Origin of the sequence: Streptacidiphilus monticola, assembly GCF_042658505.1 — a bacterium.
Taxonomy (GTDB): domain Bacteria; phylum Actinomycetota; class Actinomycetes; order Streptomycetales; family Streptomycetaceae; genus Streptacidiphilus; species Streptacidiphilus monticola.
Window position 1 is genome coordinate 41,501 of record NZ_JBHSQJ010000141.1, and the last position, 25,555, is coordinate 67,055.

General features: G+C 71.7%; 23 protein-coding genes and 1 riboswitch. Of the genes, 11 read left to right on the top strand and 12 right to left on the bottom strand.

Annotated elements, in window-relative coordinates; genetic code table 11:
* The first annotated feature begins 75 nt into the window (after positions 1 to 75).
* The gene (locus ACFP3V_RS27745) at positions 76 to 1,776 is read left to right on the top strand and encodes a DNA repair helicase XPB (protein ID WP_380589110.1); all 1,701 of its coding nucleotides are present in this window, start codon (positions 76 to 78) and stop codon (positions 1,774 to 1,776) included.
* Between the two features lie 7 nt (positions 1,777 to 1,783).
* Here ACFP3V_RS27745 and ACFP3V_RS27750 read toward each other — a convergent pair whose 3' ends face one another.
* A complete protein-coding gene (locus ACFP3V_RS27750) occupies positions 1,784 to 2,479 on the bottom strand; it encodes a DUF4232 domain-containing protein (RefSeq protein WP_380589113.1) in 696 nt (231 codons plus the stop codon).
* A 288-nt stretch (positions 2,480 to 2,767) separates the two neighbouring features.
* Between ACFP3V_RS27750 and ACFP3V_RS27755 the strand changes: the two genes are divergently transcribed.
* Entirely contained in the window at positions 2,768 to 4,915 is a 2,148-nt protein-coding gene (locus ACFP3V_RS27755; protein WP_380589116.1) for a HelD family protein, read from the top strand.
* 272 nt (positions 4,916 to 5,187) lie between these two features.
* Here ACFP3V_RS27755 and ACFP3V_RS27760 read toward each other — a convergent pair whose 3' ends face one another.
* Entirely contained in the window at positions 5,188 to 5,871 is a 684-nt protein-coding gene (locus ACFP3V_RS27760) for a copper homeostasis protein CutC (protein ID WP_380589119.1), read from the bottom strand.
* A 161-nt stretch (positions 5,872 to 6,032) separates the two neighbouring features.
* Between ACFP3V_RS27760 and ACFP3V_RS27765 the strand changes: the two genes are divergently transcribed.
* The 4 genes from ACFP3V_RS27765 to ACFP3V_RS27780 are packed head-to-tail and all read left to right on the top strand — an operon-like array spanning position 6,033 to position 11,822.
* Positions 6,033 to 6,758 (top strand): WXG100-like domain-containing protein, encoded by a 726-nt coding sequence (locus ACFP3V_RS27765; protein WP_380589122.1) that lies wholly within the window; start codon positions 6,033 to 6,035, stop codon positions 6,756 to 6,758.
* Entirely contained in the window at positions 6,755 to 10,480 is a 3,726-nt protein-coding gene (locus tag ACFP3V_RS27770) for an RHS repeat-associated core domain-containing protein (RefSeq protein ID WP_380589126.1), read from the top strand. Before ACFP3V_RS27765 ends, ACFP3V_RS27770 begins: the two co-directional genes overlap by 4 nt.
* Before the next feature lie 44 nt (positions 10,481 to 10,524).
* On the top strand, positions 10,525 to 11,298 hold the full coding sequence (locus ACFP3V_RS27775; protein WP_380589128.1) for a colicin immunity domain-containing protein: 774 nt from the start codon (positions 10,525 to 10,527) through the stop codon (positions 11,296 to 11,298).
* Entirely contained in the window at positions 11,295 to 11,822 is a 528-nt protein-coding gene (locus ACFP3V_RS27780) for a hypothetical protein (RefSeq protein ID WP_380589130.1), read from the top strand. The genes ACFP3V_RS27775 and ACFP3V_RS27780 overlap by 4 nt, the downstream gene beginning before the upstream one ends.
* Before the next feature lie 302 nt (positions 11,823 to 12,124).
* Here ACFP3V_RS27780 and ACFP3V_RS27785 read toward each other — a convergent pair whose 3' ends face one another.
* Both ACFP3V_RS27785 and ACFP3V_RS27790 read right to left on the bottom strand, forming a co-directional pair.
* Positions 12,125 to 12,982, bottom strand: a complete 858-nt coding sequence (locus tag ACFP3V_RS27785; protein WP_380589133.1) for a MarR family transcriptional regulator — start codon at positions 12,980 to 12,982, stop codon at positions 12,125 to 12,127.
* A gap of 111 nt (positions 12,983 to 13,093) precedes the next feature.
* Positions 13,094 to 14,122: a DMT family transporter gene (locus ACFP3V_RS27790; protein ID WP_380589136.1), complete on the bottom strand. Its 1,029-nt coding sequence runs from the start codon at positions 14,120 to 14,122 to the stop codon at positions 13,094 to 13,096.
* Between the two features lie 91 nt (positions 14,123 to 14,213).
* Between ACFP3V_RS27790 and ACFP3V_RS27795 the strand changes: the two genes are divergently transcribed.
* The 3 genes from ACFP3V_RS27795 (at position 14,214) to ACFP3V_RS27805 (ending at position 16,390) form a co-directional block, all read left to right on the top strand.
* Positions 14,214 to 15,167 carry a LysR family transcriptional regulator gene (locus ACFP3V_RS27795; protein ID WP_380589139.1) on the top strand — a complete coding sequence of 318 codons (954 nt, stop codon included), beginning with the start codon at positions 14,214 to 14,216 and terminating at the stop codon, positions 15,165 to 15,167.
* Between the two features lie 7 nt (positions 15,168 to 15,174).
* On the top strand, positions 15,175 to 15,858 hold the full coding sequence (locus ACFP3V_RS27800; protein WP_380589142.1) for an HD domain-containing protein: 684 nt from the start codon (positions 15,175 to 15,177) through the stop codon (positions 15,856 to 15,858).
* Between the two features lie 64 nt (positions 15,859 to 15,922).
* Complete coding sequence (locus ACFP3V_RS27805; protein WP_380589145.1) at positions 15,923 to 16,390, top strand: hypothetical protein; 468 nt, start codon at positions 15,923 to 15,925, stop codon at positions 16,388 to 16,390.
* Here ACFP3V_RS27805 and ACFP3V_RS27810 read toward each other — a convergent pair.
* From ACFP3V_RS27810 to thrC, 6 genes are all read right to left on the bottom strand, one after another.
* Positions 16,376 to 16,654, bottom strand: a complete 279-nt coding sequence (locus tag ACFP3V_RS27810) for a DUF4031 domain-containing protein (RefSeq protein ID WP_380589148.1) — start codon at positions 16,652 to 16,654, stop codon at positions 16,376 to 16,378. The genes ACFP3V_RS27805 and ACFP3V_RS27810 overlap by 15 nt on opposite strands.
* Positions 16,651 to 17,004: a hypothetical protein gene (locus ACFP3V_RS27815; RefSeq protein WP_380589151.1), complete on the bottom strand. Its 354-nt coding sequence runs from the start codon at positions 17,002 to 17,004 to the stop codon at positions 16,651 to 16,653. The genes ACFP3V_RS27810 and ACFP3V_RS27815 overlap by 4 nt, the downstream gene beginning before the upstream one ends.
* Positions 17,005 to 17,289: 285 nt before the next feature.
* Positions 17,290 to 18,912: a chaperonin GroEL gene (gene groL, locus ACFP3V_RS27820; RefSeq protein WP_380589154.1), complete on the bottom strand. Its 1,623-nt coding sequence runs from the start codon at positions 18,910 to 18,912 to the stop codon at positions 17,290 to 17,292.
* Positions 18,913 to 19,320: 408 nt separating this feature from the next.
* Positions 19,321 to 19,524 (bottom strand): cold-shock protein, encoded by a 204-nt coding sequence (locus tag ACFP3V_RS27825; protein WP_380589157.1) that lies wholly within the window; start codon positions 19,522 to 19,524, stop codon positions 19,321 to 19,323.
* A gap of 405 nt (positions 19,525 to 19,929) precedes the next feature.
* Positions 19,930 to 20,208, bottom strand: a complete 279-nt coding sequence (locus tag ACFP3V_RS27830; protein ID WP_380589160.1) for a MoaD/ThiS family protein — start codon at positions 20,206 to 20,208, stop codon at positions 19,930 to 19,932.
* Positions 20,205 to 21,485, bottom strand: a complete 1,281-nt coding sequence (gene thrC / locus ACFP3V_RS27835) for a threonine synthase (RefSeq protein WP_380589163.1) — start codon at positions 21,483 to 21,485, stop codon at positions 20,205 to 20,207. Before thrC ends, ACFP3V_RS27830 begins: the two co-directional genes overlap by 4 nt.
* Before the next feature lie 16 nt (positions 21,486 to 21,501).
* Positions 21,502 to 21,635: riboswitch (SAM riboswitch) on the bottom strand.
* A 194-nt stretch (positions 21,636 to 21,829) separates the two neighbouring features.
* On the opposite strand from thrC, the gene ACFP3V_RS27840 reads away from it, so the two are divergent.
* Positions 21,830 to 22,792: a glucosyl-3-phosphoglycerate synthase gene (locus tag ACFP3V_RS27840; RefSeq protein ID WP_380589187.1), complete on the top strand. Its 963-nt coding sequence runs from the start codon at positions 21,830 to 21,832 to the stop codon at positions 22,790 to 22,792.
* Between the two features lie 15 nt (positions 22,793 to 22,807).
* Positions 22,808 to 24,238 (top strand): alpha,alpha-trehalose-phosphate synthase (UDP-forming), encoded by a 1,431-nt coding sequence (locus ACFP3V_RS27845; protein ID WP_380589166.1) that lies wholly within the window; start codon positions 22,808 to 22,810, stop codon positions 24,236 to 24,238.
* 7 nt (positions 24,239 to 24,245) lie between these two features.
* Here ACFP3V_RS27845 and ACFP3V_RS27850 read toward each other — a convergent pair whose 3' ends face one another.
* A complete protein-coding gene (locus ACFP3V_RS27850; protein ID WP_380589169.1) occupies positions 24,246 to 25,004 on the bottom strand; it encodes a hypothetical protein in 759 nt (252 codons plus the stop codon).
* 10 nt (positions 25,005 to 25,014) lie between these two features.
* Positions 25,015 to 25,555: PASTA domain-containing protein (locus ACFP3V_RS27855; RefSeq protein ID WP_380589172.1), on the bottom strand; the 541-nt coding region annotated here is incomplete at its 5' end.

Genomic DNA, 25,555 nt, shown 5'->3' on the forward strand with positions numbered 1-25,555 from the left:
TTCTCCGTCCCGATGAGGGACACTTGTGGTTTGGCCCCGAGCCAGGACCCACCGCCCCCACGGGAGGACTCGCACGTGAACGACGGCCCCCTCATCGTTCAATCGGACAAGACGCTGCTCCTGGAGACCGAGCACCCCCGCGCCGACGCCTGCCGGCGGGCGATCGCGCCGTTCGCGGAGCTCGAGCGCGCGCCGGAGCACGTGCACACCTACCGGGTGACGCCTCTCGGGCTGTGGAACGCGCGGGCCGCAGGCCACGACGCCGAGCAGGTCGTGGACGCGCTGATGACCTACTCGCGGTACCCCGTCCCGCACGCGCTGCTGGTGGACATCGCCGAGACCATGTCCCGCTACGGGCGGCTCCAGCTGCTCAAGCACCCCACCCACGGCCTGGTCCTCACCACCACCGACCGCCCCGTCCTCGAAGAGGTGCTCCGGTCCAAGAAGATCGCCCCGCTCGTCGGGCAGCGCTTCGATCCGGACACCGTGGCGGTCCATCCCTCCGAGCGGGGGCAGATCAAGCAGGTGCTGCTCAAACTCGGCTGGCCCGCCGAGGACTACGCGGGCTATGTGGACGGTGAGGCGCACCCGATCGAACTCGCCCAGGACGGCTGGCAGTTGCGCCCGTACCAGGAGCAGGCGGCCGAGGGCTTCTGGCACGGCGGGTCGGGCGTCGTCGTGCTCCCCTGCGGCGCGGGCAAGACGCTGGTCGGCGCGGCCGCCATGGCCAGGGCGAAGGCGACCACCCTGATCCTCGTCACCAACACCGTCTCCGCGCGCCAGTGGAAGCACGAGCTGGTCAAGCGCACCTCCCTCACCGAGGAGGAGATCGGCGAGTACAGCGGCGCCAAGAAGGAGATCCGTCCGGTGACGATCGCGACCTACCAGGTCGTCACCACCAAGCGGAAGGGTGTCTACCCGCACCTGGAGCTGTTCGACTCCCGCGACTGGGGCCTGATCGTCTACGACGAGGTGCACCTGCTCCCCGCGCCGATCTTCCGGTTCACCGCGGACCTGCAGGCCCGCCGCCGGCTCGGGCTGACGGCGACGCTGGTCCGCGAGGACGGGCGCGAGGGCGACGTCTTCTCCCTGATCGGGCCCAAGCGCTTCGACGCGCCCTGGAAGGAGATCGAGGCGCAGGGCTACATCGCCCCCGCGGACTGCTGCGAGGTGCGGGTGACGCTCACCGACTCCGAGCGGCTCGCCTACGCCACCGCCGAGCCCGAGGAGCGGTACCGCTTCTGCGCGACCACCGCGACCAAGCGGCGGGTCGTGCAGCGGCTGGTGGAGCAGCACCGGGGCACGCCGACCCTGGTCATCGGGCAGTACATCGACCAGCTGGACGAGCTGGGCGAAGCGCTGGACGCCCCGGTGATCAAGGGCGAGACGACCAACATCCAGCGGGAGAAGCTCTTCGACGCCTTCCGCAACGGCGAGATCTCCGTCCTTGTCGTCTCCAAGGTCGCCAACTTCTCCATCGACCTGCCGGAGGCGACCGTCGCCATCCAGGTGTCCGGCACCTTCGGCTCCCGGCAGGAGGAGGCCCAGCGCCTGGGCCGGGTGCTGCGGCCCAAGGCGGACGGGCACACCGCCCACTTCTACTCGGTGGTGGCCCGGGACACGATCGACCAGGACTTCGCCGCCCACCGGCAGCGCTTCCTGGCCGAGCAGGGCTACGCCTACCGGATCGTGGACGCGGACGACATCCTCGCCGGCGGGACGGCCGGCGGAAGCGCCGGTGAGAGCGCGGGCGAGGCCGCCGGCGAGGAGGTCTGACGGGGCGTCAGGACGTGCGGCCGGGCTCCACGGCGCCGACGTAGGTGCCCGGGTGGGTGGCCCCGTCCTGGAGGGTGACGTCCTGGTAGTCCCAGGCCAGGGTGGACTGGTGGGTCTCGTCCGGCGGGGTGATCACGATCTTCTTGACCTTGATCACCTGGTTCCCGCCCTTGCCGCTGTCCGGCAGGTAGGTGATCCAGAAGTGGGCCGTCCCGCCCGGCTTCACGGTCGTCCGCGACGGCTTGGCCTTGCCGCCGCGCACCAGCGACCAGGTGAAGGCCTTTCCGTCGACCGTGCCGACGAGGTCCACGCCCGGGTAGCCGTAGAAGGAGCAGGACGACGGGCCCTTGTTGGTGAGGGTGACGTTCACGCCCCCCTGCTCGCCGACGGCCTGGGCGCCGCTGTCGGGGCCGTAGCCGAAGGCCACGTCGGCCGTCCGGCACCTGGCCGGCCCCGAGGAACTCCCGCCCGTCGCGCCGCCGTTGGCGCTGGCAGCGGACGTGCCGCCCGACGTGCTGCCGGTGCTGCCGGTGCCGCCGGTCGTGCCGGTGCTGCCGCCGGAGGGCGACGAGCCGGCGCTGGTGCTGCTCCCCCCGGCCGTCGCGGCGGCGGCACTGCTGCCGCTGTTGTCGTTGCAGCCGGCCAGGACCAGGCCGGCGGCCAGGGCCAGGGCGGGGGCAGCGAGACGCGCACGGATCTGCATGACGACCTCTCCGTTCGGAAACCTTCCTGATCTTTTGTACCGAGAGGTGATCGACAGCCAGGTCCGCCGACGGTCACAGGCCCGCGACAAAGGGCCCGCGACAAAACCATTCGCCCGCGCACGGCAGCCGGGTATAAGGTGTCCGGTCTGCCGCCTCCCCCATGGTTGTCGGGGAGTGCGCCGTCCGGACGGAAACCGGACGGCTTCCAACTCCATGCAGACCTCTTGAGACCGCCGCAGCGCGCCGGGCAGCACCCCCCGGGTCGCAGCGGCCGGGAAGGCTTCATCGTGCCCTCGCACGCGTCATCCGCAACCACGCAGCCCCCCGCGTCCGACCCGCTCGGCCGCGAGCGCGCCCATCTCGCCCAGTCCCGCGCCGCCCTCCGCGCCATGCGCGCCGACGTGGAGAGCCTCGACATCAGCGACGTCACCGGGAACTGGGTCAACGCGGCCATCCTGGAACGCGAGATCAACGACCGGATCAAGGCCCTGGCGGACCTCGCCGACACCCCCCTCTTCTTCGGCCGCCTGGACTTCCTGCACGCCCCCGGTGCGGCCCTGGCCGAGGGCTCCGCCGGGGAGCGGTTCTACATCGGCCGCCGCCACGTCCACGACGCCGACGGCGACCCGATGGTCATCGACTGGCGCGCCCCGGTCTCCCAGGCCTTCTACCGCGCCAGCAAGAAGGATCCGCAGGACGTCGCGCTGCGCCGCCGCTTCGGTTACACGGGCGGGGAGTTGACCGCCTACGAGGACGAGCACCTGACCGACCCGACCGCGGAGGACCAGGCCGGCGCGCTCCTCGCGGCGGAGATCGAGCGCCCCCGCGTCGGGCCGATGCGCGACATCGTCGCCACCATCCAGCCCGAGCAGGACGAGATCGTCCGCGCCGACGTGCACGGCACGGTCTGCGTCCAGGGCGCCCCCGGCACCGGTAAGACCGCAGTCGGCCTGCACCGCGTCGCCTACCTGCTGTACGCCCACCGCGAGCGGCTGGCGCGCACCGGCACCCTGGTGATCGGCCCGAACCGGTCCTTCCTGCACTACATCGAGCAGGTGCTGCCCGCGCTGGGCGAGTTGGACGTCGCCCAGGCCACGGTGCAGGACCTGGTGGCGAAGTCGGCCCAGGTGGAGGTCCGTGGCGAGGACGAGGCGGCGGTGGCCGCGCTCAAGGGCGACGCCCGGATGGCGGAGGTGCTGCGCCGGGCCGTCCGCTCGGGCATCACCATGCCGACCGAGGCCTGCGTCGTCGTCCGCGGCTCGCGGCGCTGGCGCGTGCCGGCCTACGAACTCGAGGAGCTGGTGCGCGAGTTGATGGAGCGTGAGATCCGCTACGGAGCGGCGATGGCCGCGCTGCCGCAGCGGATCGCGCACGCCGTGCTGGTCCGGATGGAGCAGGCCGGCGAGGCGCCGGACGACCGGGTCCAGGACGCGGTGGCCCGGAACCCGGCCGTGAAGGCGGTGGTCAAGGCGGCCTGGCCGCCGGTGGACCCGGCGAAGCTGGTGCTGCGGCTGCTGAGCGACGCCGAGTTCCTGTCCCGGTGCGCGGAGGGCGTGCTGACGGAGCAGGAGCAGGCGCTGCTGCTGTGGGCGAAGCCCGCCCGGAGCGTGAAGTCGGCGAAGTGGTCCCCCGCGGACGCGGTGCTGATCGACGAGGCCCGGGACCTGGTCGAGCGGACGCCCTCGCTGGGCCACGTGGTCCTGGACGAGGCGCAGGACCTCTCCCCGATGCAGTACCGGGCGGTCGGACGGCGCTGCACGACGGGTTCGGCGACGGTGCTGGGGGACATCGCCCAGGGCACCACCCCCTGGTCCACGGCGAGCTGGGACGAGGCGCTGACCCACCTCGGCAAGCCCGGGGCCCGGGTGGAGGAGCTCACCATGGGCTTCCGCGTGCCCGGGGAAGTGATCGACTACGCGTCGCGCCTGCTGCCCGCGATCGCCCCCGAGCTGAGCCCGGCGCGGTCGATCCGCGAGTCGGTCGGCGCGCTGAGCATCCGTCAGGTCCCGTCCCCCGGGCAGGCGGTGGACAGCGAGGCGCTGGACGCGGCGTCGGCGCTGGCCCCGGCGACCCCGCCCCAGCTGGGGTCGGCGGTGGTGGACGCCTGCCGGGAGTCGCTGAAGCGGGAAGGCTCGATCGGCCTGATCGCGGCGGACCCGCGGATCCCGGAGCTGGGCGCGGCGCTGCAGGCCGCGGGCCTGCCCTACCTGACGCCCGGCACGGAGACCACGGCGGAGGCCCGCCTGACCCTGGTGCCGGCCTCTCTGGCGAAAGGCCTGGAGTACGACTACGTCGTCCTCGACGAACCGGCGGCCATCGTCGACGCCGAGCCCGACCGCCGGACCGGCCTGCGCCGCCTGTACGTCTGCCTCACCCGTGCGGTCTCCGGCCTGACGATCCTTCACGCCCGCCCCCTCCCCGAGGCCCTGGCCTGACCCCCCACCGCCTCTGTGGCCCCGAAGGGGCCTTCAGGGGGCGCGAGGAACTGCGCGACCGGCAAACCGCCGGGGGAGGTCCGTCGCCGGTCAACGAATCCGACCTCCCCGAGTGGTCCGCCGCCTGCGGCGCAGCCGCAGGCGCGACAGAGAGCCCACCACCCGGGGAGGTCCGGCCCCAGCTGCGGGACGAACCTCCGTGAGTGGTGTGTCGCTCGCGCGGTTCCTCGCGCCCTTGAGGGGGCCCCTTCGGGGCGCAGGGGGGGTCGGCGTCAGCCGACGAGGCGGCGCCATTCCTGGACCAGGCCCGGGTCGATCGGGCTGTCCCAGCCCGAGACGCGGACCGCGCCCCCGACGTGGAAGCCGTCGATGCCCGCGGCCTTCAGCGGGGCCACGTGTTCGGCCTTGAGTCCTCCGCCCACCAGGATCCGCTGACGGAATCCCGGCTCGCCCGCGCGCGTCACCTCATCCCGCAGCACGTCCATCCCCGACGCCACGCCGGCCTTCGACCCTGCCGTCAGCACCGTGTCCAGGCCGGGCAGGCCGTCGATCTCGGTCCGCACCGAGTCGCGGCTCACCGCGTTGTCCAGGGCCCGGTGGAACGTCCAGGAGCAGCCGGGGATCGCCTCCAGCAGGGTCCTCACCGCGGGCAGGTCGAGTTCCCCCTCCGCCGTCAGGAAGCCCAGCACGAACTCGTCCGCGCCCTCCGCCCGCAGCGCCTCGGCCTTGGCGCAGAGGCCCTGGAGGTCTCCGGGCTCGAAGCCGTCCCGGTCCCGGAGCATGACCCGGAGCGGGACGTGGACCGCCGCCCGGATCCGGGCGAACTCCCCGACGCTGGGCGTCAGGCCGTCCGCGGCCATGTCCGTGACCAGCTCAAGGCGGTCCGCGCCGCCCGCCGCCGCGGCCACGGCGTCCTCGGCGGACGTGGCGATAACCTCAAAGATTGGTCTAGACATGTCGCTCAGCCTGCCATACCGGGCCGCCGCCCGGCCAGTCCCGATCTTCGCCCGCGTCCCCCGCGCCCGCGCCCGCGCCGACCGCCGAGGCCCCCTCCTGCCGCTCGGCCGCGTCGGCTAGGCTCCGACCGGAGTCCGACGGGGAGGCGGGGGAGGACGCCGTGGCGATCGAGCTACCGGGGGAAGTGGTCTCGTTCCTGCAGTTCATCGGGGTGAACTGGCCGCAGGTCAACGAGGACAAGGTGCGCGAACTGGGCGCCCACGTGCGCGAGTTCGCGGACAACATCCGCAGCACGCACGACGAGGCGACGGCGACCGTGCAACGGATCGGCCAGTCCTACCAGGGCGCCTCCTACGAGGCACTGCTGGCGAAGTGGGGCTCGCTCTCGTCCTCGCACATGGACGAGCTGCTCAACGCCTGCGGCGTGGTGGCCACCGCGCTGGACGCCGCCGCCGACGTGATCGTGGCGATGAAGCTCGAGTGCATCGCGGAACTCGCCGTCCTCGCGGCCACCTTCGTCGCCGACCAGGCCGCCGCCGTCGCCACGCTCGGGCTGGCCGAGGCGGCCGAGGTGGCGATCGTCGAGGCCGCCGAGAAGCTGGTCGACTTCCTCACCCAGCAACTGGAGCAGTACGTCATCGGCGAGGTCATCGGAGCCGCCGTCGAACCGCTGGTCGGCGTCGTCTCCGCCGCGGTCGGCGGGCTGATGTTCCAGGCCGCCGAGAACGCCCTCGGCGTCGGCGCTGGCGGCGGAGCCGGGGACGGCTTCTACGTCCACCCCGACGAGCTGCACGCCCACGCCGAGGTGATGCACCAGCACGCCGAGACGGTCGCCGGCCATGCGGAACTGTTCCGGACCAAGCTGGCCGGGGTGAGCTTCGAGTGAGCAACCCCATCGTCCGCGCGCTGGAGCACGGCGCGCAGAAGCTCGGCAAGGCGCTCGCCGAGGACGCCGGACAGGCGGTCAAGAAGCTGTACCACCAGGCGGGTCACAACCTGAAGCAGGTCGCGAAGAACACCGCCGAGACCGACGCCAAGCACGCCGACGCGCTGCGCGCGCTGATGAAGGGCGCGGGCAAGGACGCCGAGCACGCCCCGCACGGCCTCGGCGGCGGGCACGAGCCGGGGCACGGGCTGGGCGGTGGCCGCGGCGCCGGCCGCGAACAGCTCGGCGATCCGCACGAGTCGGGCCGCCCGCTCGACTCCCGCTGCGACGGCGGCGAGCCGGTGGACATGGCGACCGGCCTGATGTTCATCGACCAGGTCGACCTCTCCCTCCCCGGCGCGCTGCCGCTGCAGTTCACCCGGAACTTCGACTCCGGCTACCGGGCCGGTCGGTGGATGGGCCGCCGCTGGGTGTGCACCTTCGACGAGCGGCTGGAGTTCGACGACGAGGGCGTCGTCCACCTCGGCGCGGACCGGATCACGCAGGCGTACCCCCCGGTCGAGGAGCCCGGCGTGCCGGTCGAGCCGAGCGCCGGGGCCCGCCGCTTCCTCCAACAGGCCGGCGAGGACGGCCGGTTCACCGTCACCGATCCGGGCACCGGCCTCGTCCGCGAGTTCACCCTGCGACCGGACGGCACGACGGCCCTGCTCACCGGCGTCCGCGACCGTCAGGGGCACCGCTACGACCTCGCGTACGCCGAGGACGGAACCCCGCTCTCGATCACCCACTCCGGCGGCTACCGGATCGAGGTGACCGTCGCCGACGGCCGGATCACCGAGCTGCGGCTGGGCGACACCGTCGTCATGCGCTACGGCTACACGGCCGGGAACCTGACCTCCGTCGTCAACTCCTCCGGCCTCCCGCTGCGCTTCGCCTACGACGCGGACGACCGCGTCCTGTCCTGGAGCGACCGCAACAACAGCCACTACTGGTACGTCTACGACGAGCACGGCCGGGTCGTGGACGAGGGCGGCGCGGACGGCTCGCTGCGCTTCCGCTTCAGCTGGGGCGAGCCCGACGCCGCGACCGGGCTGCGTACCAACACCGAGACGAACGCCCTCGGGCACACCACCGTCTACGAGGTCAACGAGCGCGCACAGATCGTCAGCGAAACCGACCCGCTCGGGAACACGGTCCGCTACGAGCGCGACGAGTTCGACCGGCTGCTGGCCCGAACCGACCCGCTGGGCCGGACCACCCGTTACGCCTACGACGGGTCCGGCGACCTGGTCCGGATCACCCGCCCGGACGGGGAGACGGTGGAGGCCCTCTACGAGGGCGAGTTGAGCCTCCCGCAGGTGATCCGCGAGCCGGGCGGCGTCGTCTGGCGTCAGGAGTTCGACGCGGACGGCCGACGGCTGGCCCTGACCGACCCGCTGGGCGCGGTGACCCGCTACGCCTACGACGAGGCGGGGCACCTGGCGTCCGTGACCGACCCCGGCGGGGCCGTCACCCGGGTCGGCTGCGACCCGGCGGGCCTGCCCGTCGCCGTCACCGACCCGCTCGGCGCGGTCACCCGCTACGAGCGCGACGCCTTCGGCCGGGTGGTCCAGATCACCGACCCACTCGGCCGGGTGACCCGCCTCACCTGGACCGTCGAAGGCCGCCCCGCCTCCCGCACCGACGCCGAGGGCAACACCGAGACGTGGGAGTACGACGGCGAGGGCAACCTGCTGGCGTACACCGACCCGCTCGGGCAGGCCACGCGCTACGAGTACACCCACTTCGAGACCCTGGCCGCGCGGACGACGCCGGACGGCGCGCGCATCGCCTTCCACCACGACGCGCACATGCAGCTCGTCGGCGTCACCAACGCCCTCGGGCAGCGCTGGACCTACACCTACGACGCGGCGGGCCGCCTCGTCGCGGAGTCCGACTTCGAGCAGCGGCCGCTGACCTACGAGCTCGACGCGGCGGGCCAACTCACCGCCACCGTCAACGCCCTGGGCCAGCGGACGGCGTACCGCTACGACGCCCTGGGCCGCCTCGCCGCCAAGCGCACCGACGCCGGCACGACCACCTTCGCCTACTCCCCCGCCGGACACCTCGCCCGCGCGGCCTCCCCCGACGCGGAGGTGCTGCGCGAGCACGACCTGCTCGGCAACCTCCTCCGCGAGACGGTCGACGGCCGCACCCTCGCCAACTCCTACGACCCCCTGGGCCGCCGCACCCGCCGGGCCACCCCCGGCGGCCACGTCTCCGCCTGGTCCTACGACGCGGCCGGCCGTCCGCTCTCCGTCTCCTCGCCCGGCGGCACGCTCGACTTCACCTTCGACACACTGGGCCGGGAGCAGCGGCGCCTGATCAACTCCGCGCTCACGCTCACCTCCGAGTGGGACTCGCTCGACCGCCTCACCGGCCAGTCCCTGACGGCCGGTCAGCAGACCCTCCAGCGCCGCTCGTACCGCTACCGCGCGGACGGCGCGATCACCGGCATCGACAACCGCCGCTTCGAACTGGACCCGGCAGGCCGGGTCACCGCCGTCCGCGCGCTCGACTGGACCGAGCGCTACGCCTACGACCCGGCCGGCAACCTGACCTTGGCCGACTGGCCCGCCACCGCCGCCACCCGCGACGCCCTCGGCGCCCGTACGCTCACCGGCTCCCGCCTGGACGCCGCCGGCCGCACCCGCTACGAGTACGACGCGGCGGGCCGGCTGACGCTCCAGCAGAAGACCCGCCTGTCCCGCAAGCCGGACACCTGGCACTACACCTGGGACTCCGACGACCGCCTCACCTCCGTCACCACGCCCGACGGCACCGTCTGGCGCTACCGCTACGACCCCTTCGGGCGGCGGCTGAGCAAGCAGCGCCTGGGCGCTGACGGCGTGTCAGTGGTCGAGCGGACGGACTTCACCTGGGACGGCCCGGTCCTCGCCGAGCAGACCACCCACGCCCCCTACCTGCCCGGCCCGCACACCCTGTCCTGGGATCACGACGGCCTCCAGCCGCTGGCGCAGACCGAGACCATCACCGCCCCTGACCAGGACCGGATCGACCGCCGCTTCTTCGCCATCGTCACCGACCTCGTCGGCACCCCGACGGAGCTGGTCGACCCCGCGACCTCGGAGGTCGCCTGGCGCGCCACCTCCACCCTCTGGGGCACCGTCACCTGGCCCACCACCAGTACGACGTACATCCCCCTCCGCTTCCCGGGCCAGTACTTCGACCCGGAGACACGCCTGCACTACAACGTCCAGCGCTACTACGACCCGGAGACGGCGCGGTACGTCAGCCCCGACCCGCTGGGGCTGGAGCCGGCGCCGAATGAGTACACGTACGTCCCGAATCCGCACGGCATACTGGACCCCCTCGGGCTCGCGCCATGCGAGATCAAGCGCCGCTGGGCCGGCAGAGCGGACTTCAGCAGTCAGAAGACCATGAGCAAGAAGTTCGACAGCCATGCGACCGACTTCGGAATCCAAGGCAACCGCAACGGCAAGAGCCTGGCTGCCTACAGGCAGGCGATGGTGGACCACATGACAGCCGTGGACACCAAAATCTACCGATTCAATTATCGCGGTCAAGGCCAAGCCGTGGGGTTCATCAACCCCGACACAGGCCTCATGGTCATGCTGAAGGCCGACGGGACCTTCTGGTCGGGTTGGAAACTGGGTTCCAACCAGTTTGCAGGCATCGTGGACAAGGGCTTTCTGTGGTGAACCGCCAATCCGACGATCACCGTCCCCCCGGCGGGGACGACACCTTGACAGGACTGCTCCTGTCCCCTTACGAGTTCGCTCCCGCCTGGTTGGCCCGAAACGCCAAGCAGGTGACCCCGCTGGTGGCACTCCAGGGACTGGATCCGCTTCTGATCGGGCAACTGGCGCGAGCTGCGCGCGGCGTGGATGCCCCAGCCGTTCAGCTGGGACAGGTCGAAGGTGGCAAGGTCACGTTCACGCTCGAGGCATTGGCCCGAGAGGACGCACTTCAGAGTGCGGTTCACCAACTGGGCACACCGAGCGTCCTCGCCACTGTCCCTGGCCGGGATGGGGCGCTCTATGTCTCGGCAGAGGGCTACGGTCTCGCCGCAGGCTCGGCTCCCTTCCTGGCCCCCTTCGCCCCCGCAGGTGTCGATGCGGCTCGCGGGCACTTCGTCCGTAGTATCAAGCGGCTGAAGGGGCAGCGCGCCTCCCTCGACCACTTGGCTGGGCTCTACCCGCCCCACCGACAGGTCGTCCGCCTCGGGGAGCTTCCCGAACCAGGCTCCGCACTCCGGCAACTTCGGGACGCCATGCGTGACTTCGTGGATGAGCAGACCAACGCCGAGACCTTCGTGCGACGGTGGCTCGATGCCCGAAGAAGCGCTCTTGCCCACGGAGAGCGGCTCCGGGAGGACCTGGAACGCCTGCTGTCCACCGTGTTCGCAGCTGCCGAGGACTATCCACTTGATCCCGAGCTCAGGGATCACCTCGATATGACGGAGCCACAGCTGCGTGCGCTGGTGGGCATGGCGCTGCAAGAGAGCGGTTGGGCATGAGCAGGTCTGTACCGACCTCGGTTCCGGAGTCGGTCGCGCTACTCCGGCGGGTCTATCCCGACAGCGAAGCCCGCACGGGCCCGGACCATCTCGCGGAGTTGGGCAGCGTGATCGAAGCCATTCCCTACCGCTGGCTCTACTGGCCCGAGTTGGTCGAGTCGCACGGCGCGGTGTTCGTGGACCTTTTCGGCGCAGGGGCCGCCGCCTTCCGTGAGGGCCTCGACGCGTCGGTCCGGCGGGGTCCAACTGGTCGATCCCGGACGGCATGGCTGGCTGTCGTCGACAGCTACAACCTGATCGAGCTGTGGCAGCTGTTCCGTCGGTGGCGGGGCGGCCTCGACGCGAGCGAGGAAGCCCTACTGGCCCTTGGCGGGCTCGTGCTGGAACCATGGCGCGCCCGCCTGAACAGTGCCTTCCCTGATCGGATGTTCACCGTGGAGATCGTTCCCCCGGACCCTGAAGTCGGGGTCTGCCTACAAGTCCGTCAGACCGCGCCCCGTCTCGATCCTCCGGCCGGCTGGTGAGAGCGTCGTCATGACCACCGGACACCAACACGTCGCACTCACCAGCCTCCCGAGGCGTCCGAGGGTCCGGGGCCTTGGTGAAGTGCCCTGCGGCCGTCGCGCCGCCCACCGGGCTTCGGGCAACTCGGGCCAATTCTCGATGTCTGCAGGCAATCGCGTTTTCCGGAAGAGTCGGAGCGGGCTTGCAGTCGGCCACCGGAAACGAAACGTGGCCCATTTATGGACTACTTTTCCAGGCGCCACGACATTCGGCTCCGCGTCTCCATCAAGCCAAGGCTTCCGCGTGCCGAATTCACGATTCCTCAAGCCTGACGGCAGTCCCGGCACAGGCCGTTGACGAAGGCGCCGGGGCGGCCGGGTGCGCGGCAGTCGTCGCACTCGCGGATGGGCTGGAGCAGGTCCGGCCCCTTCCGGGGTCGCAACCGCACAGGCGGCAGCTTGTCGATGAGACGGCTGCGGACGAGCCCGGCCGGGCGGTGGACCACCGCCGGCAGGCCCGCTGCCATCGCCTGCGCGAACTGCTCTGCCGTCACGCCCCGTTCGAACCATCGCGCCGCCTCACCGGCGAGCGCCTCGCAGTCGCGAGCGGAGAGGATCAGGCGGTGGTCACGCCGGGCGAGGTCGGCCAGCGCAGCATACGCAGCGTCCACAGCTTCGGCACCAAAAGGGGCGGCATCATCCCCTTCGACGCCTTCGTCGCCCACGACGCCCTCGTCCGCCACGGCGCCGTCGTCGCCCTCGGCGGCGGGCACGGGGGTCTCCTCCGGGAACGCGGGCGGCGTGGCCGCGTCCTCCGTCCGGAGGAATTCAGTCCACCACTCGTCGTCGTGCGGGACGGCTGAGAACCAGGTCCGGTACGCCCAGCGGTTGCCGCCTTCGCCGACGCAGATCTGGACGCGGCGCAGGTGGCCGGCCAGGGTGAGGTTGCGCAGGGCGGAGGCCACCGCCGCCTGGCCGAAGCGGGGTTGGGCCTGGGCGAGGGTCTTGATGTCCATCTGCGCGCCTTCGGGCAGCTGGTCGATGAAGGCCGCGAGGTAGGCCTCCCGCTCCGGGAGGTGGGAGAAGTCGCCACGCCTGGCGATCCGCTGACCGTTCGTCAGGCGCTTGCCGAACCCGGCGGTGGCCATCGGGCAGGAGAGGGTAGAGTCAACGTAGGCCATGGGTCGTCCTTGTCGATCCGTTGGTCCAGACCCCGGCCAGGTGTTGGTAGCACCCCCGGGGTCGTCTTGTTCGTGGACGTTAGGGCATAAGAACGCTTCGTGGCAACACGATCACAATTCGTCATACCGGGTCGCATTTGCGCGCTCGCGCGGGACAGGGTGGGTGGGTGGGAGAAATCCTCCCACCCACTTCCTTTGGGTGGCGCTCGCCGCTCGGCCCGAGGAGAGCGAGCGCCGAGCGCCGGGAAATTCCGGCCCGGAATTCCCGATTGCGCCGGCAGCCCGATGGGCGCGTTCCACGGCCTGCCCCCCGTACGTCCCGGTGAGCATCAGCGCCGCGCCGAGGACCGCGACCGCCGTCAGGCGTTCGCCGCCCAGGGCCACGCCCGCCAGCACGGCCCAGACCGGCTCGGTGCCCAGCAGCAGGCTGGCGCGGCTGGCCGAGGTGCGCTGGACGGCCCAGGTCTGGGCAAGGAAGGCGAAGACGCTGCAGCCCAACGCGAGGTAGGCCAACTGGCCCCAGGTGGAGGCTGATTGGCTCAGTGCAGGGAGACCGCCGCGGGCGGTCGCGGCCGGGACGGCGAACAGCGCGGTCCCCACGACGGTCTGAACGGCCGTCAGCTGCAGCGGACGGATCCCGCCACGCGAGGCCAGGCGGCCGACCAAGGCGACGTGGCCCGCCCGGACGACGGCTGCCGCGAGCATCAGCAGGTCGCCGAGTCCCGGGAGGTGCAGGCCGGTGCTTCCGGTCATCAGCAGGCCGACGGCGGCGACGCACACCCCCGCCGCCGCGAAGAAGCGCATCGGGAGGCGGCCCCCGTCGAGCAGCGGGGTGAGGACGATCGTCAGGCTGATGATGAGGCCGGCGTTCGCGGCGCTGGTGTGGGCGACGCCGTAGGTCTCCAGCAGCAGGATGGCCGCCTGGGTGACGCCCAGCAGGGCACCGGTCCGGAGCTCGGGCCGCGACCAGCCCCGCCTGCCCACCAGGGCCGCGCAGGCGAGTGCGGAGGGGGCGTAGCGCGCGAAGAGGACGGTGGGCACCGGCAGGACGGCGGTGGCGTCCTTGGCGACCAGGTAGCTCGAACCCCAGACGAGGGCGACGAGCAGCAGCACGGCGTCCGTGCGCCGGGAGTCGGACATGACGTCCACGCTTCCGCATGAGGACGATGAAGCCAAGGACCAGTCTCTGAAGGAGCGATTTAGAACCCCTACAGCGTCGTAGACTTTCCGCGTGGATGCCCGACAGCTGCGAATCCTGCGGGAGCTGGGCGAGTTGGGCAGTGTCACCGCGGTGGCGGAGGCGCTGCTGGTGACGCCGTCCGCGATCTCCCAGCAACTGCGTCTGCTGCAGCGGGCGATGCCGGTTCCGCTGACCGAGCGGTCCGGGCGGCGGGTGGTGCTGACCGAGGCCGGTGAGGCGCTGGCCGCCGCGGCGATCGACGTCGAGACCGCGCTGGAGCGGGCCCGGCACGCGGTCGCCGACTTCGTCGAGCAGCCCGACGCCGCCGTGTCCGTGGCGGCCTTCCACAGCGCGGCGGCGACCTTCTTCCCGCCCCTGATGCGCGCGCTCTCGGGAGCCGGTGCGCCCAGGCTGGAGCTGGCGGACGAGGACGTGGCCCAGGACCGCTTCCCGCCTCTCACCCGCCAGTACGACCTGGTGCTCGCCCACCGCCTCGACCATGCCCCGCCATGGCCGCGCACGGTGGCCGCGGCGACGCTGCTGCGCGAGCCGCTGGACGTCGCGCTGCCGGCCGACCATCCCTTGGCCGCCAGGTCCAGGCTGCGTCCGCGCGACGTGGCCGGTGAGCCGTGGATCACCGTGCACGACGGCTTCCCGCTGATGGCGACGATCGAGGCCATCGCCGCGGCGGCGGACGCGCGGATCGAGATCCGGCACCGGATCAACGAGTTCACGGTCGTCGCCGACGTCGTCGCGGCGGGCGGCGGCCTGGCCCTGCTGCCCCGGTGGACCGCGCGTCGGCACCCGGGCGTCGTGCTGCGTCCACTCAGCGGCGTGCACGCGGCCCGCCACATCGACGTGCTGCACCGGCCCGAGCGGGCGGCCCGTCGGGCGGTACGGACGGTCCTGGCCGAACTGCGCCGCGCGGCAGGGCAGGTGCGGCGCGGTGACACCGCCCGGAGGGACGGGGACGGCAGGGACGGCGATGAGAGGGAGCGGGGATGATGGGGGCATGGCCTCACCTCACGCGCACCAGGAGATCGCCGACGCCCTGCTCCCGCGGTGGACGGCGCTGATCGACCGCGTCCGCGAGGGCCGGACGGGCCCCGAGCCGCGCACCTACGGGGAGCAGCTGCTGCGCCGCTGGGGCGAGCCGCAGCGGCGCTACCACGACCTGCGGCACCTGCGGGCGGTCCTGCACCGGGTGGACCAGCTGGCCGAGTTCGCGGCCGACGCGGACAGCGTCCGGCTGGCGGCCTGGTTCCACGACGCCGTCTACGACCCGGAGCGCAGCGAGAACGAGGAGCGCAGCGCCCGCTTGGCGGAGCGGGTGCTGACGGAGCTTCTGGTGCCGAGCGCCGTGGTGGAGGAGACCGCCCGGCTGGTCCGGCTGACCGCCGACCACGCCCCGGACCGGGGCGACGCCAACGCGGCCGTCCTCTGCGACGCGGACCTCGCGGTGCTGGCCGGGACGCCGGAGGAGTACGCGGCGTATGCGGCGGCGGTGCGGGAGGAGTACGGATTCGTACCGGACGAGGACTTCCGCGTCGGCCGGGGCGCGGTGCTGGAACTGCTGCTGGCGCAGCGGGAGCTGTTCCGCACGCCGCCCGGGGCCGCTTCCTGGGCCGAACCGGCTCGGGCGAACCTCCGTGCCGAACTCGACCGCCTGCGCGGTAAGGTGCCGCCCATCGGATGAGCCGGACGAGAGAGCCGGACACGAGCCGGACAGGCTGACGGTCGGTCGGATCAGGGTGGGGCCCATGCAGATCGAGACCACGTACGAGTACCCGCGCGCGGCGATCCTGCGCGCCGTGCGGCGCGGCTATCTGCCGACCGTCGCCGCGCTGGGTCTGCTGGCGCTGGCGGCCGTGGTCGTCGGCGCGCTGCCGGGGAGCACGGCGGCGAGCCGGGTGCTGCTGTTCCTCGCGGGGATCGCCCTCGCCGCGGTCGCGGGCGGCTTCGCCCGGCACTCGGAGAACGGCGCGTCCCGGCAGACGGGAAAGCGGACGGTGCGCTTCTCGGAGGAGTCGCTGTCGCTGACGACGGGCGCGGAGTCCCACGTGGTCAACTGGCCGGCCATCCGCCGGGTCCAACTGCGGCGCGGCTGGCTGTACTTCGAGAGCACCGGGGCGACGCCCGGGTTCAGCCTCCCGGCGGAGGTGCTGGGCGAGAGCCAGTACGCGGAGCTGACCGAGTGGCTGCGCGGACGCAAGCTACTGGCCGCGTGACGCCGACCGCCGCCGCTTGCGGATGCGCAGGCCGGCCGCCGTGAGCCGGGCCACGATCTCGCGGCTGCGGACCGGCTGCGCGCCCAGCGCGAGGGCATCGTGGTACCGGTGCTCGGGAACGTCGTAGTGGTCGCCGTCGAAGCCCCGCTCGGGGATGCCCAAGGCGCGGGCGAAGGCATGGAGTTCGTCCAGGGACGCGTCGCTGGCCAGGTGCGACCAGAGCTTGCCGTGCCCGGGCCAGGCGGGCGGGTCGATCAGGATCACGGCGTCAACTCGCCCACGGGGGCGACCACGACGCCCTCCTTGCCGCAGACCCAGTGCGGATCGGGGCCCAACTCCGGTTCCACGGAGAGGGCGTGGGGATCGCCGTCCCCCGCGCAGGCGGTGCAGAGGGGCCAGCGGCCCCAGCCGTCGAGGAGGGCGTCCTGCATGTCCTGCGCGACCAGCCCGAGCAGGTAGTCCTTCCCGTCCGGCCACTGCTCCACCCACCAGCGTCGCTGCGCGACGGCGTCCTCCAGGAGGGAGACGATCTCCGCCTCGGCGATGTCCCGGACGGTCAGATCGTGCAGCAGGGCGCTTCGGGCGCTGTGAAGCGCCCGTTCGAGTTCGGTCATCCTTACAGTTTGCACTGTCGTCCAGTCGCACCTTCAGGGCGCGAGGCGGCAGGCATGTGCGGCTCCCCCGCGTGGGCGCGAGCAACGACACACCGCTCCGGGAGTCCGGCCCCTTCTGCGGACGAACCCTCCGAGCGTGGCAGGTTGCTCGCGCCTACGCGGCGGAGCCGCACATGCATGCAGGCTCGCGCCCCCGAGGGCGACTCCGCCGCCGAAGGCCGCAGGGCGGCTCCCCCGTTGCCGGGGGAACCGCCCTGCGGGGGGTTCAGTCGGGCTGAGGCTGGATCAGAAGTCCATGTCCCCGCCGGGCATGCCGGCGCCCGCCGCGGCGGCGGCCTTCTCCGGCTTGTCCGCGATGACCGCCTCGGTGGTGAGGAAGAGCGCGGCGATGGAGGCCGCGTTCTGCAGCGCGCTGCGGGTCACCTTGGCCGGGTCGATGATGCCCGTGCCGACCAGGTCGACGTACTCGCCGGTCGCGGCGTTCAGGCCGTGGCCCGCGGGCAGGTTGCGGACCTTCTCCACCACGACGCCGCCCTCGAGGCCGGCGTTGGTCGCGATCTGCTTGATCGGGGCCTCCAGCGCGACGCGCACGATGTTGGCACCGGTCGCCTCGTCGCCGTCCAGCTCGAGCTTGTCGAAGGCGATGCCGGCCTGCAGCAGGGCCACGCCACCACCGGCGACGATGCCCTCCTCGACAGCCGCCTTGGCGTTGCGCACCGCGTCCTCGATGCGGTGCTTGCGCTCCTTGAGCTCGACCTCGGTCGCGGCGCCGGCCTTGATGACGGCGACGCCGCCGGCCAGCTTGGCCAGGCGCTCCTGCAGCTTCTCGCGGTCGTAGTCGGAGTCGCTGTTCTCGATCTCGGCGCGGATCTGGTTCACGCGGCCCTGGATCTGCTCGGCGTCGCCGGCACCGTCCACGATGGTGGTCTCGTCCTTGGTGACGACGACCTTGCGGGCGCGGCCCAGCAGCTCGAGGCCGGTGTTCTCCAGCTTGAGGCCGACCTCCTCGGAGATGACCTGACCACCCGTCAGGATGGCGATGTCGCCGAGCATGGCCTTGCGGCGGTCACCGAAGCCCGGGGCCTTGACGGCGACGGACTTGAAGGTGCCGCGGATCTTGTTGACCACCAGGGTGGACAGGGCCTCGCCCTCGACGTCCTCGGCGATGATCAGCAGCGGCTTGCCGGACTGCATGACCTTCTCCAGCAGCGGGAGCAGGTCCTTGATGGCGCCGATCTTCTGGTTGGCGATCAGGATGTACGGGTCCTCGAAGACCGTCTCCATGCGCTCCAGGTCGGTGGCGAAGTACGCCGAGATGAAGCCCTTGTCGAAGCGCATGCCCTCGGTGAGCTCGAGCTCGAGCCCGAAGGTCTGCGACTCCTCGACGGTGATGACGCCTTCCTTGCCGACCTTGTCCATGGCCTCGGCGATGAGCTCGCCGATCGCCGGGTCGGCGGCGGAGATGGACGCGGTCTGCGCGATCTGGTCCTTGGTCTCCACCTCCTTGGCCTGCTCGAGCAGCTGGGCGGAGACGGCCTCGACGGCCTTCTCGATGCCGCGCTTGAGGGCCATCGGGTTGGCACCGGCGGCGACGTTGCGCAGACCCTCGCGGACGAGAGCCTGGGCCAGCACGGTGGCGGTGGTGGTGCCGTCACCCGCGACGTCGTCGGTCTTCTTGGCGACCTCCTTGACGAGCTCGGCGCCGATCTTCTCGTACGGGTCCTCGAGCTCGATCTCCTTGGCGATGGAGACACCGTCGTTGGTGATCGTGGGGGCGCCCCACTTCTTCTCCAGAACGACGTTGCGGCCCTTGGGGCCCAGCGTGACCTTGACAGCGTCGGCGAGCTGGTTCATGCCCCGCTCGAGGCCGCGACGAGCCTCCTCGTCGAACGCGATGATCTTCGCCATGGAAGTGGTCCTCCTGGACAGACTGGCTGCGTGCGGACCGCGCTGGCGCCCGCGACGGACGGCACCGGCCGACGGAGTTCCTTCCCCTCCGCGCCCGGGGCCTCACCGACCCGGCCCGTTCGCACTCTCTACCGCAGAGTGCTAACGCCAATGATTAGCACTCGACCCCCGAGAGTGCAAGCAGCCCCGAAGGGCTTCCTTGCAAGGGCGGTGGCGGGCGACGGGAGGGGGCAAGCAGCCCGAAGGGCTTCGTTGCAAGGGGTGGCAGGCAGCCGAGGGCGGGCACAACGCAAGGGACCCGGCGCCCCGGGGGCGACGGGTCCCTTGAGAAGACCTGCGTTTCGGCCTGGTGCCGTTCGGAACAAGGCTCAGCGGGTCGTATCAGTCAGCGATCACGCCGAGTGAGTGTCAGGCGAGCACGCGGACCATGTCCGCCTGCGGGCCCTTCTGGCCCTGCGAGATCTCGAACTCGACCCGCTGACCCTCCTCGAGCGACCGGTACCCGTCCATCTGGATCGCGCTGTAGTGGACGAACACGTCCGCACCACCGTCGACCGCGATGAAGCCGTAGCCCTTCTCCGCGTTGAACCACTTGACGGTGCCCTGAGCCATGCCAAACTCCCCTATTACTGGCCCTTTCACGGTCCGCACGCCGCGGACCGGGCCTGCACGGGCCACCGCCTTGGTGCCGTGGCTCGCTCGGCCGACGCTGAATGTATCCACTCCACTGCCCTGAGCAACAGAGCATTAGACGGGGAATTCTCACGTCTTCTTCAGCGACATTTCCGGCTGATGACTGCAAACTATGGCAATTCAGACGGGACAAACCGGGCTCATCCGACATTTCGCAACGTTAAATCTGCATGCCGCCGTCTCGCCCAACGGGACGGAAGAAAAGGTTTGAGACGCGGGAGAACTGCGCAGCACTCTACTCCTGCCGGAAGGGTGCAAATGCCAAGGCCGGGGTCCCTTTCGGGACCCCGGCCTCGACGGAATGCGGCAGGCGGGCGGCGCGGCTCAGCAGCCGCCGGCCACCGCCGGGATGATGGACACGCCCGCGCCCTCCGGCGTGGCCGTCTCCAGGCCCTCGGCGAAGCGCACGTCGTCGTCGTTCACGTAGATGTTGACGAAGCGGCGCAGCTTGCCGGTGTCGTCCAGCAGACGCGCGCGGATGCCCGCGTGGTTGGCCTCCAGGTCCTCGATCACCGCGGCCAGGGTGGCGCCCTCGGCCTTCACCTCGGCTTCGCCGCCGGTGTAGGTGCGCAGGATGGTGGGGATGCGGACGGTGACGCTCATGACGCGAGACCTGCCTCTCGGAACGAGTCAAGGGTGGGGCGGATGACGGCGGTCGGCCGGGCGCGGTCGGCCACCGCGTCCAGGGTCTTCAGTCCGTCGCCGGTGTTCAGGACGACGGTGGTCAGCGTCGGGTCGAGCACGCCGTTCTCGATCAGCTTGCGCGTCACGCCGACGGTGACGCCACCCGCCGTCTCGGCGAAGATGCCCTCGGTGCGGGCCAGCAGCTGGATGGCGTCGACGATCTGAGCGTCCGTCACGTCCTCCACCGCGCCGCCGGTGCGGCGGGCGATGTCCAGGACGTAGGGGCCGTCGGCGGGGTTGCCGATGGCCAGGGACTTGGCGATGGTGTCCGGCTTCTGCGGGCGGATCACGTCGTGGCCCGACTTGAAGGCGACGGAGACCGGGGAGCAGCCCTCGGCCTGGGCGCCGAAGATCTTGTAGGGCTTGTCCTCGACCAGCCCCAGGGCGATCAGCTCCTTGAGACCCTTGTCGATCTTCGTCAGCTGCGAGCCGGAGGCGATCGGGATGACCAGCTGGTCCGGCAGCTGCCAGCCGAGCTGCTCGCAGATCTCGTAGGCCAGCGTCTTCGAGCCCTCGCCGTAGTACGGGCGCAGGTTGACGTTGACGAAGCCCCAGCCCTCGCCGGCCGGGTCGCCGATCAGCTCCGAGCAGAAGCGGTTGACGTCGTCGTAGTTGCCCTCGATGCCGACCAGCTCGCCGCCGTAGACCGCGGCCATGACGACCTTGCCGGCCTCCAGGTCATGCGGGATGAAGACGCAGGAGCGCAGGCCCGTGCGGGCCGCCGCCGCGCCGACCGCGCCGGCCAGGTTGCCGGTGGAGGAGCAGGACAGCGTGGTGAAGCCGAAGGTGCGGGCGGCCTCGACGGCGATGGCGACGACACGGTCCTTGAACGAGTGCGTCGGATTGCCGGAGTCGTCCTTGACGTAGAGGGCTCCGGTGACGCCCAGCTCGCGGGCCAGGTTGTCGGCCTTGACCAGCTTCGTCCAGCCCGGGTTCAGGTTCGGCCGTGACGCCACGTCGGGCGAGACGGGCAGCAGCGGCGCGTAGCGCCAGATGCTGTGCGGGCCGTTCTCGATCTGCTTGCGCAGCGACTCCGGGTCGCCGACCGGGAGTTCGTACGCGACCTCGAGCGGCCCGAAGCACTCCAGGCAGGCGAAGTCGGGGGCCAGGGGCGTGCGTGCTCCGCACTCGCGACAGGAGAGCGCGACGGCGGGTCCGAAAGCGTCGGAAGGTACGGCAGTGTCAACTCGTGCCATGGTGGCGAGGCCTCTCTCCTCATCTTCCCCACGGCGCGTCTCGCCGTGGGCCGGAATTGGCACCTTCCCCACCGGGCCTCGCGAAGGAGAGCAGGCAGGAGGGTTGCCGGGACGTCAACGGGCCGTTCCCTCAGTCCCTCTGGATGAGCTCTGTGGCGGGCGGGACACTGGGGTTCCGCGCGCGTTTGTGGGTCTTGCGTACGATTCGGCCCCCGGTGTGCGCGGGGACCTTCTCGTCCCCAAGACTGTAACTGACGGCCCTGGTCCCGCCAGAGGCCGTCCGCGAGGCGAGACAGAGCCGGGCCGAGCGCCCCGCTCCGGACGGACGAACGATGGGGAGAGTTGTGCTCGACGAGGTCGCGGACTGGCTGCGCCGTCGCTCCTGGACCGCCGCCGACCGGCCCCTGGCCCAGCTGCTGGCGGCCAAGGAGCGGACCGGCGAGACGGTCAGCGTGGTGCTGCCCGCGCTCGACGAGGAGGCCACGGTCGGCGCCGTCGTCGCCGGGATCCGCCGTTCGCTGGTCGAGACGGTGCCCCTGGTGGACGAACTGCTGGTGCTGGACTCCGGCTCCACGGACCGGACGGCGGAGGTCGCCGCGGCGGCCGGGGCCAAGGTGATCCACCGGGACGAGATCCTTCCCGAGCTGCCGGCCGTGGCGGGCAAGGGCGAGGTGCTCTGGCGCTCGCTCTTCGTCACCAGCGGCAGCATCGTCGCCTTCGTCGACGCCGACCTGCGCGAGTTCGACCCGGTCTTCGTCTCCGGGATCGTCGGCCCGCTGCTGACCGATCCGGACGTGGCCTTCGTCAAGGCCATGTACGACCGGCCGCTGGACACCCCCGGCGGCTCCATACCGGCGGGCGGCGGCCGGGTCACCGAGCTGGTCGCCCGGCCGCTGCTGAACCTGCACTGGCCCCGGCTGGCCGGCTTCGTGCAGCCGCTCGGCGGCGAGTACGCGGCCCGCCGCTCGCTGCTGGAACGGCTCCCCTTCGCGACCGGCTACGGGGTCGAACTCGGGCTGCTGGTGGATGCGTTGGCGACGGCCGGGCTGGACGCGCTGGCCCAGGTGGACGTCGGCGAGCGCCACCACCGGCACCAGGACGCGGCCGGGCTGGGACGCATGTCGGCGGCGATCCTGCGCACCGCCGCGCACCGGCTCCCGCTGGACCCGCTGCACCCCGAGCCCACACTCACCCAGTTCGAACGCACCGACGCCGGCTTCACCCCCAGCACCACCCGGGTGCCCGCGCTGGAGCGGCCGCCGGCCGTCTCACTGCCCGAATACCAGGTTTGTCCGCGCTCGTCCTAGGCAAGGGAGACAACCATGACCGAGACCGAGACGCCGTACGGAACCGCCTCGATCCTGCTCGCCTCCAACCGCGGCCCCGTGTCGTACACCGTGGAGGACGACGGCACGCTCAGCGCCAAACGCGGCGGCGGCGGGCTGGTCTCCGGGCTCTCGGCCATCGGGGACGAGATCGACCACGTCTGGGTCTGCGCCGCCCTCAGCGAGGGCGACCGGGCCGCAGTGCGGCAGGGGTCCGTCACCGACCCGGCGCTGCGGATGCTGGACATCGACGCAGGAACGTTTGCGCGGGCCTACAACGGCATCGCCAACTCGACGCTGTGGTTCGTCAACCACCTGCTCTACCACACGCCGGTGGCCCCGGTCTTCGGCACCGCCTTCCGCCGGGAGTGGGCGTCGTACGAGTCCTACAACTCCGCCTTCGCGGAGGAGCTGGCCCGGCAGGCCGGCGAGGGCGCGGCGGTGCTGGTGCAGGACTACCACCTGACCCTGACCCCCCGTCTGCTCCGCTCACTGCGGCCGGACCTGCGGATCGGCCACTTCTCGCACACCCCCTGGGCGCCGCCGGACTACTTCCGGCTGCTGCCGGACGATGTGGCCGAGGAGGTGCTGACGGGCATTCTCGGCGCCGACCACGCGGGCTTCCTGACGCTCCGTTGGGCCCAAGCCTTCGCCGACTGCTGCGTCGCCGTGCTGGGCGCGGAGGTCTCCGACGACCTGGTGGTCCGCTACGGCGGCCGCAGCACCCAACTGGCCGTCCACCCGCTGGGCGCCGACGCCGAGTTCCTGCGCGAGCGGGCGCACCGCCCCGACGTGGACGCCCGCCTGGCCGCCCTGGAGGCGGCGGTCGGGGACCGGAAGACCATCGTCCGGGTGGACCGGACGGAGCTGTCCAAGAACATCGTCCGCGGCCTCCAGGCCTACCAGCACCTGCTGCGCAGCCGCCCGGAGTGGCTGGACCGGGTGGTCCACATCGCCTTCGCCTACCCGTCGCGCCACGACCTCCCGGAGTACCGGGAGTACACGGCGGCGGTGCTGCGCACGGCGCAGGAGATCAACGACGAGTTCGGCACCAGCGAGTGGCAGCCGGTGCTGCTGCATGTGCAGGACGACTTCCCCCGCTCGCTGGCCGCGTACCGGATGGCCGACGTGGCGCTGGTCAACCCGATCCGCGACGGCATGAACCTGGTGGCCAAGGAGGTCCCGGTCGTCTCCGATTCGGGCGTCGCCCTCGTCCTCTCCCGAGAGGCGGGCGCCTTCGCGGAACTCGGCGACGACTCCTTCCCGGTCAACCCCTACGACGTCATCCAGACCGCGGACGCCCTGCACGCGGCCCTCTCCCTGCCGGACGGGGAGCGCGCGGAACGCACCAAGCGCCTCGCGGCGGCAAGCACCGCGCTCCCGCCGACGGCGTGGTTCCTGGAGCAGTTGCACGCGCTGCAGGGTTGAGTCCTCGTCACTTGCAGCTGTAGTCGAAGCTCGCCGCCCCCTCGGCGGTGCCCGGCGCCGTGACCTTGAGGGTGGCGGTGCCGTGGAAGGAGCCCTTGCCCTGGACGGTCCAGCGGAGCGGAAGCTGGACGCTGCGCTGGCCGGCGCGGACGTCCTGGGTGAGCGGGCCGGAGTCGGTGCCGTCGCTGCGGAGCCAGCGGAACTGGAGCGTACCCGCGTGACCGTTGGTCCTGACCGTGCCGACGAGGAACTCGGCGCTGTCGCAGGCCAGTTGGGACGGCGAAGCGGTGACGGCCACCCCCTCGACGGCCAGCTTGGGCCCGAGGCGGGACCAGAGCAGCCAGCCCACGACGGCGAGGACGAGGAGCAGGGCGAGAACCCACCAGCCCCGGTTGCCCTTCGGTGCCGACGCCCTCTCGGGCGCGGGAGCAGCGGCAGGCGCGGCCTTCCCCTGCCACACGGCGATGGTGCGCGCGGTCTTGGGGTCGGGAACGCCCGGCCCGAAGCGGATCAGACTCTCCGGCCCCGCCGCGGGAGCGGCCTCACCGACCGCCTCCAGCCCAGGCGCTGACGCCTGCTCAGGCCCCTCCGCGGGAGCGGGGACGGCTGCCGCCACGACAACGGTCTCCTCGTGCCCGGCGGCCGGCATCCGCAGTTGCACCGTCGGCTGTGTCGGCGCCGACGGAGCGTCCTGCGGCGGCGATGCGGAGTTCTTGCCGAGCCGGATCGTACCCTCGGTGGGCACCGCGTCCTGGGGTTCTGTCATCGCTGCTCTCCTAGCCGATCTGGCAGCTCTGTGCGGTCAGCGTGATGGCTGCCGAACTCGGCAGGTACTGCCGCTGGTAGCCGGGGCTCTGCGCGGTGATCGTGCCCCAAGGACCGTAGTTGCACGGGCCGTTCGGTCCCACGACGCTCACATTCGTGAAGCCGGCGGACTTGAGGTCCGCTTGCGCCTTCGACCAGTCGGCGCCCAGCTCGTCCCGGTAGAGCAGGCAACTCGACGCCATTGCGGTGAGAGCCACCGAGGAACCCTTCGGCACCTGGCTGCCACCTGCCGGATCTTGTGCGTAGACCCCCAGGTGTCGCGCCGAGCACTGGTAGTCGTACACGACGTTGATGTGGTCCTTGGTGAACCCGGCAGCGATCAGGTTCTGCTGCGCGGTGCCCACACTCTCGCCCAGCACGTTGGGGACAGTGATGGGGGGCGTCGGGCTCGGGGAGGCGCTCGTCGGGGGGGCCGACGTCGCGGGGTGGCTGGTGGTGGGCGGTGGTGTCGTGGGGGCGTGGGTCGTCGGGGCGGCCGTCGTCGGCGGAGCC

Coding starts and splice junctions, on each gene's coding strand:
- groL (WP_380589154.1), bottom strand. CDS start 18,912: ATGGCGAAGATCATCGCGTTCGACGAGGAGGCTCGTCGCGGCCTCGAG.
- ACFP3V_RS27825 (WP_380589157.1), bottom strand. CDS start 19,524: ATGGCTCAGGGCACCGTCAAGTGGTTCAACGCGGAGAAGGGCTACGGC.
- ACFP3V_RS27805 (WP_380589145.1), top strand. CDS start 15,923: ATGCAGATCGAGACCACGTACGAGTACCCGCGCGCGGCGATCCTGCGC.
- ACFP3V_RS27780 (WP_380589130.1), top strand. CDS start 11,295: ATGAGCAGGTCTGTACCGACCTCGGTTCCGGAGTCGGTCGCGCTACTC.
- ACFP3V_RS27830 (WP_380589160.1), bottom strand. CDS start 20,208: ATGAGCGTCACCGTCCGCATCCCCACCATCCTGCGCACCTACACCGGC.
- ACFP3V_RS27750 (WP_380589113.1), bottom strand. CDS start 2,479: ATGCAGATCCGTGCGCGTCTCGCTGCCCCCGCCCTGGCCCTGGCCGCC.
- ACFP3V_RS27800 (WP_380589142.1), top strand. CDS start 15,175: ATGGCCTCACCTCACGCGCACCAGGAGATCGCCGACGCCCTGCTCCCG.
- ACFP3V_RS27845 (WP_380589166.1), top strand. CDS start 22,808: ATGACCGAGACCGAGACGCCGTACGGAACCGCCTCGATCCTGCTCGCC.
- ACFP3V_RS27790 (WP_380589136.1), bottom strand. CDS start 14,122: ATGTCCGACTCCCGGCGCACGGACGCCGTGCTGCTGCTCGTCGCCCTC.
- ACFP3V_RS27815 (WP_380589151.1), bottom strand. CDS start 17,004: ATGACCGAACTCGAACGGGCGCTTCACAGCGCCCGAAGCGCCCTGCTG.
- ACFP3V_RS27850 (WP_380589169.1), bottom strand. CDS start 25,004: ATGACAGAACCCCAGGACGCGGTGCCCACCGAGGGTACGATCCGGCTC.
- thrC (WP_380589163.1), bottom strand. CDS start 21,485: ATGGCACGAGTTGACACTGCCGTACCTTCCGACGCTTTCGGACCCGCC.
- ACFP3V_RS27785 (WP_380589133.1), bottom strand. CDS start 12,982: ATGGCCTACGTTGACTCTACCCTCTCCTGCCCGATGGCCACCGCCGGG.
- ACFP3V_RS27760 (WP_380589119.1), bottom strand. CDS start 5,871: ATGTCTAGACCAATCTTTGAGGTTATCGCCACGTCCGCCGAGGACGCC.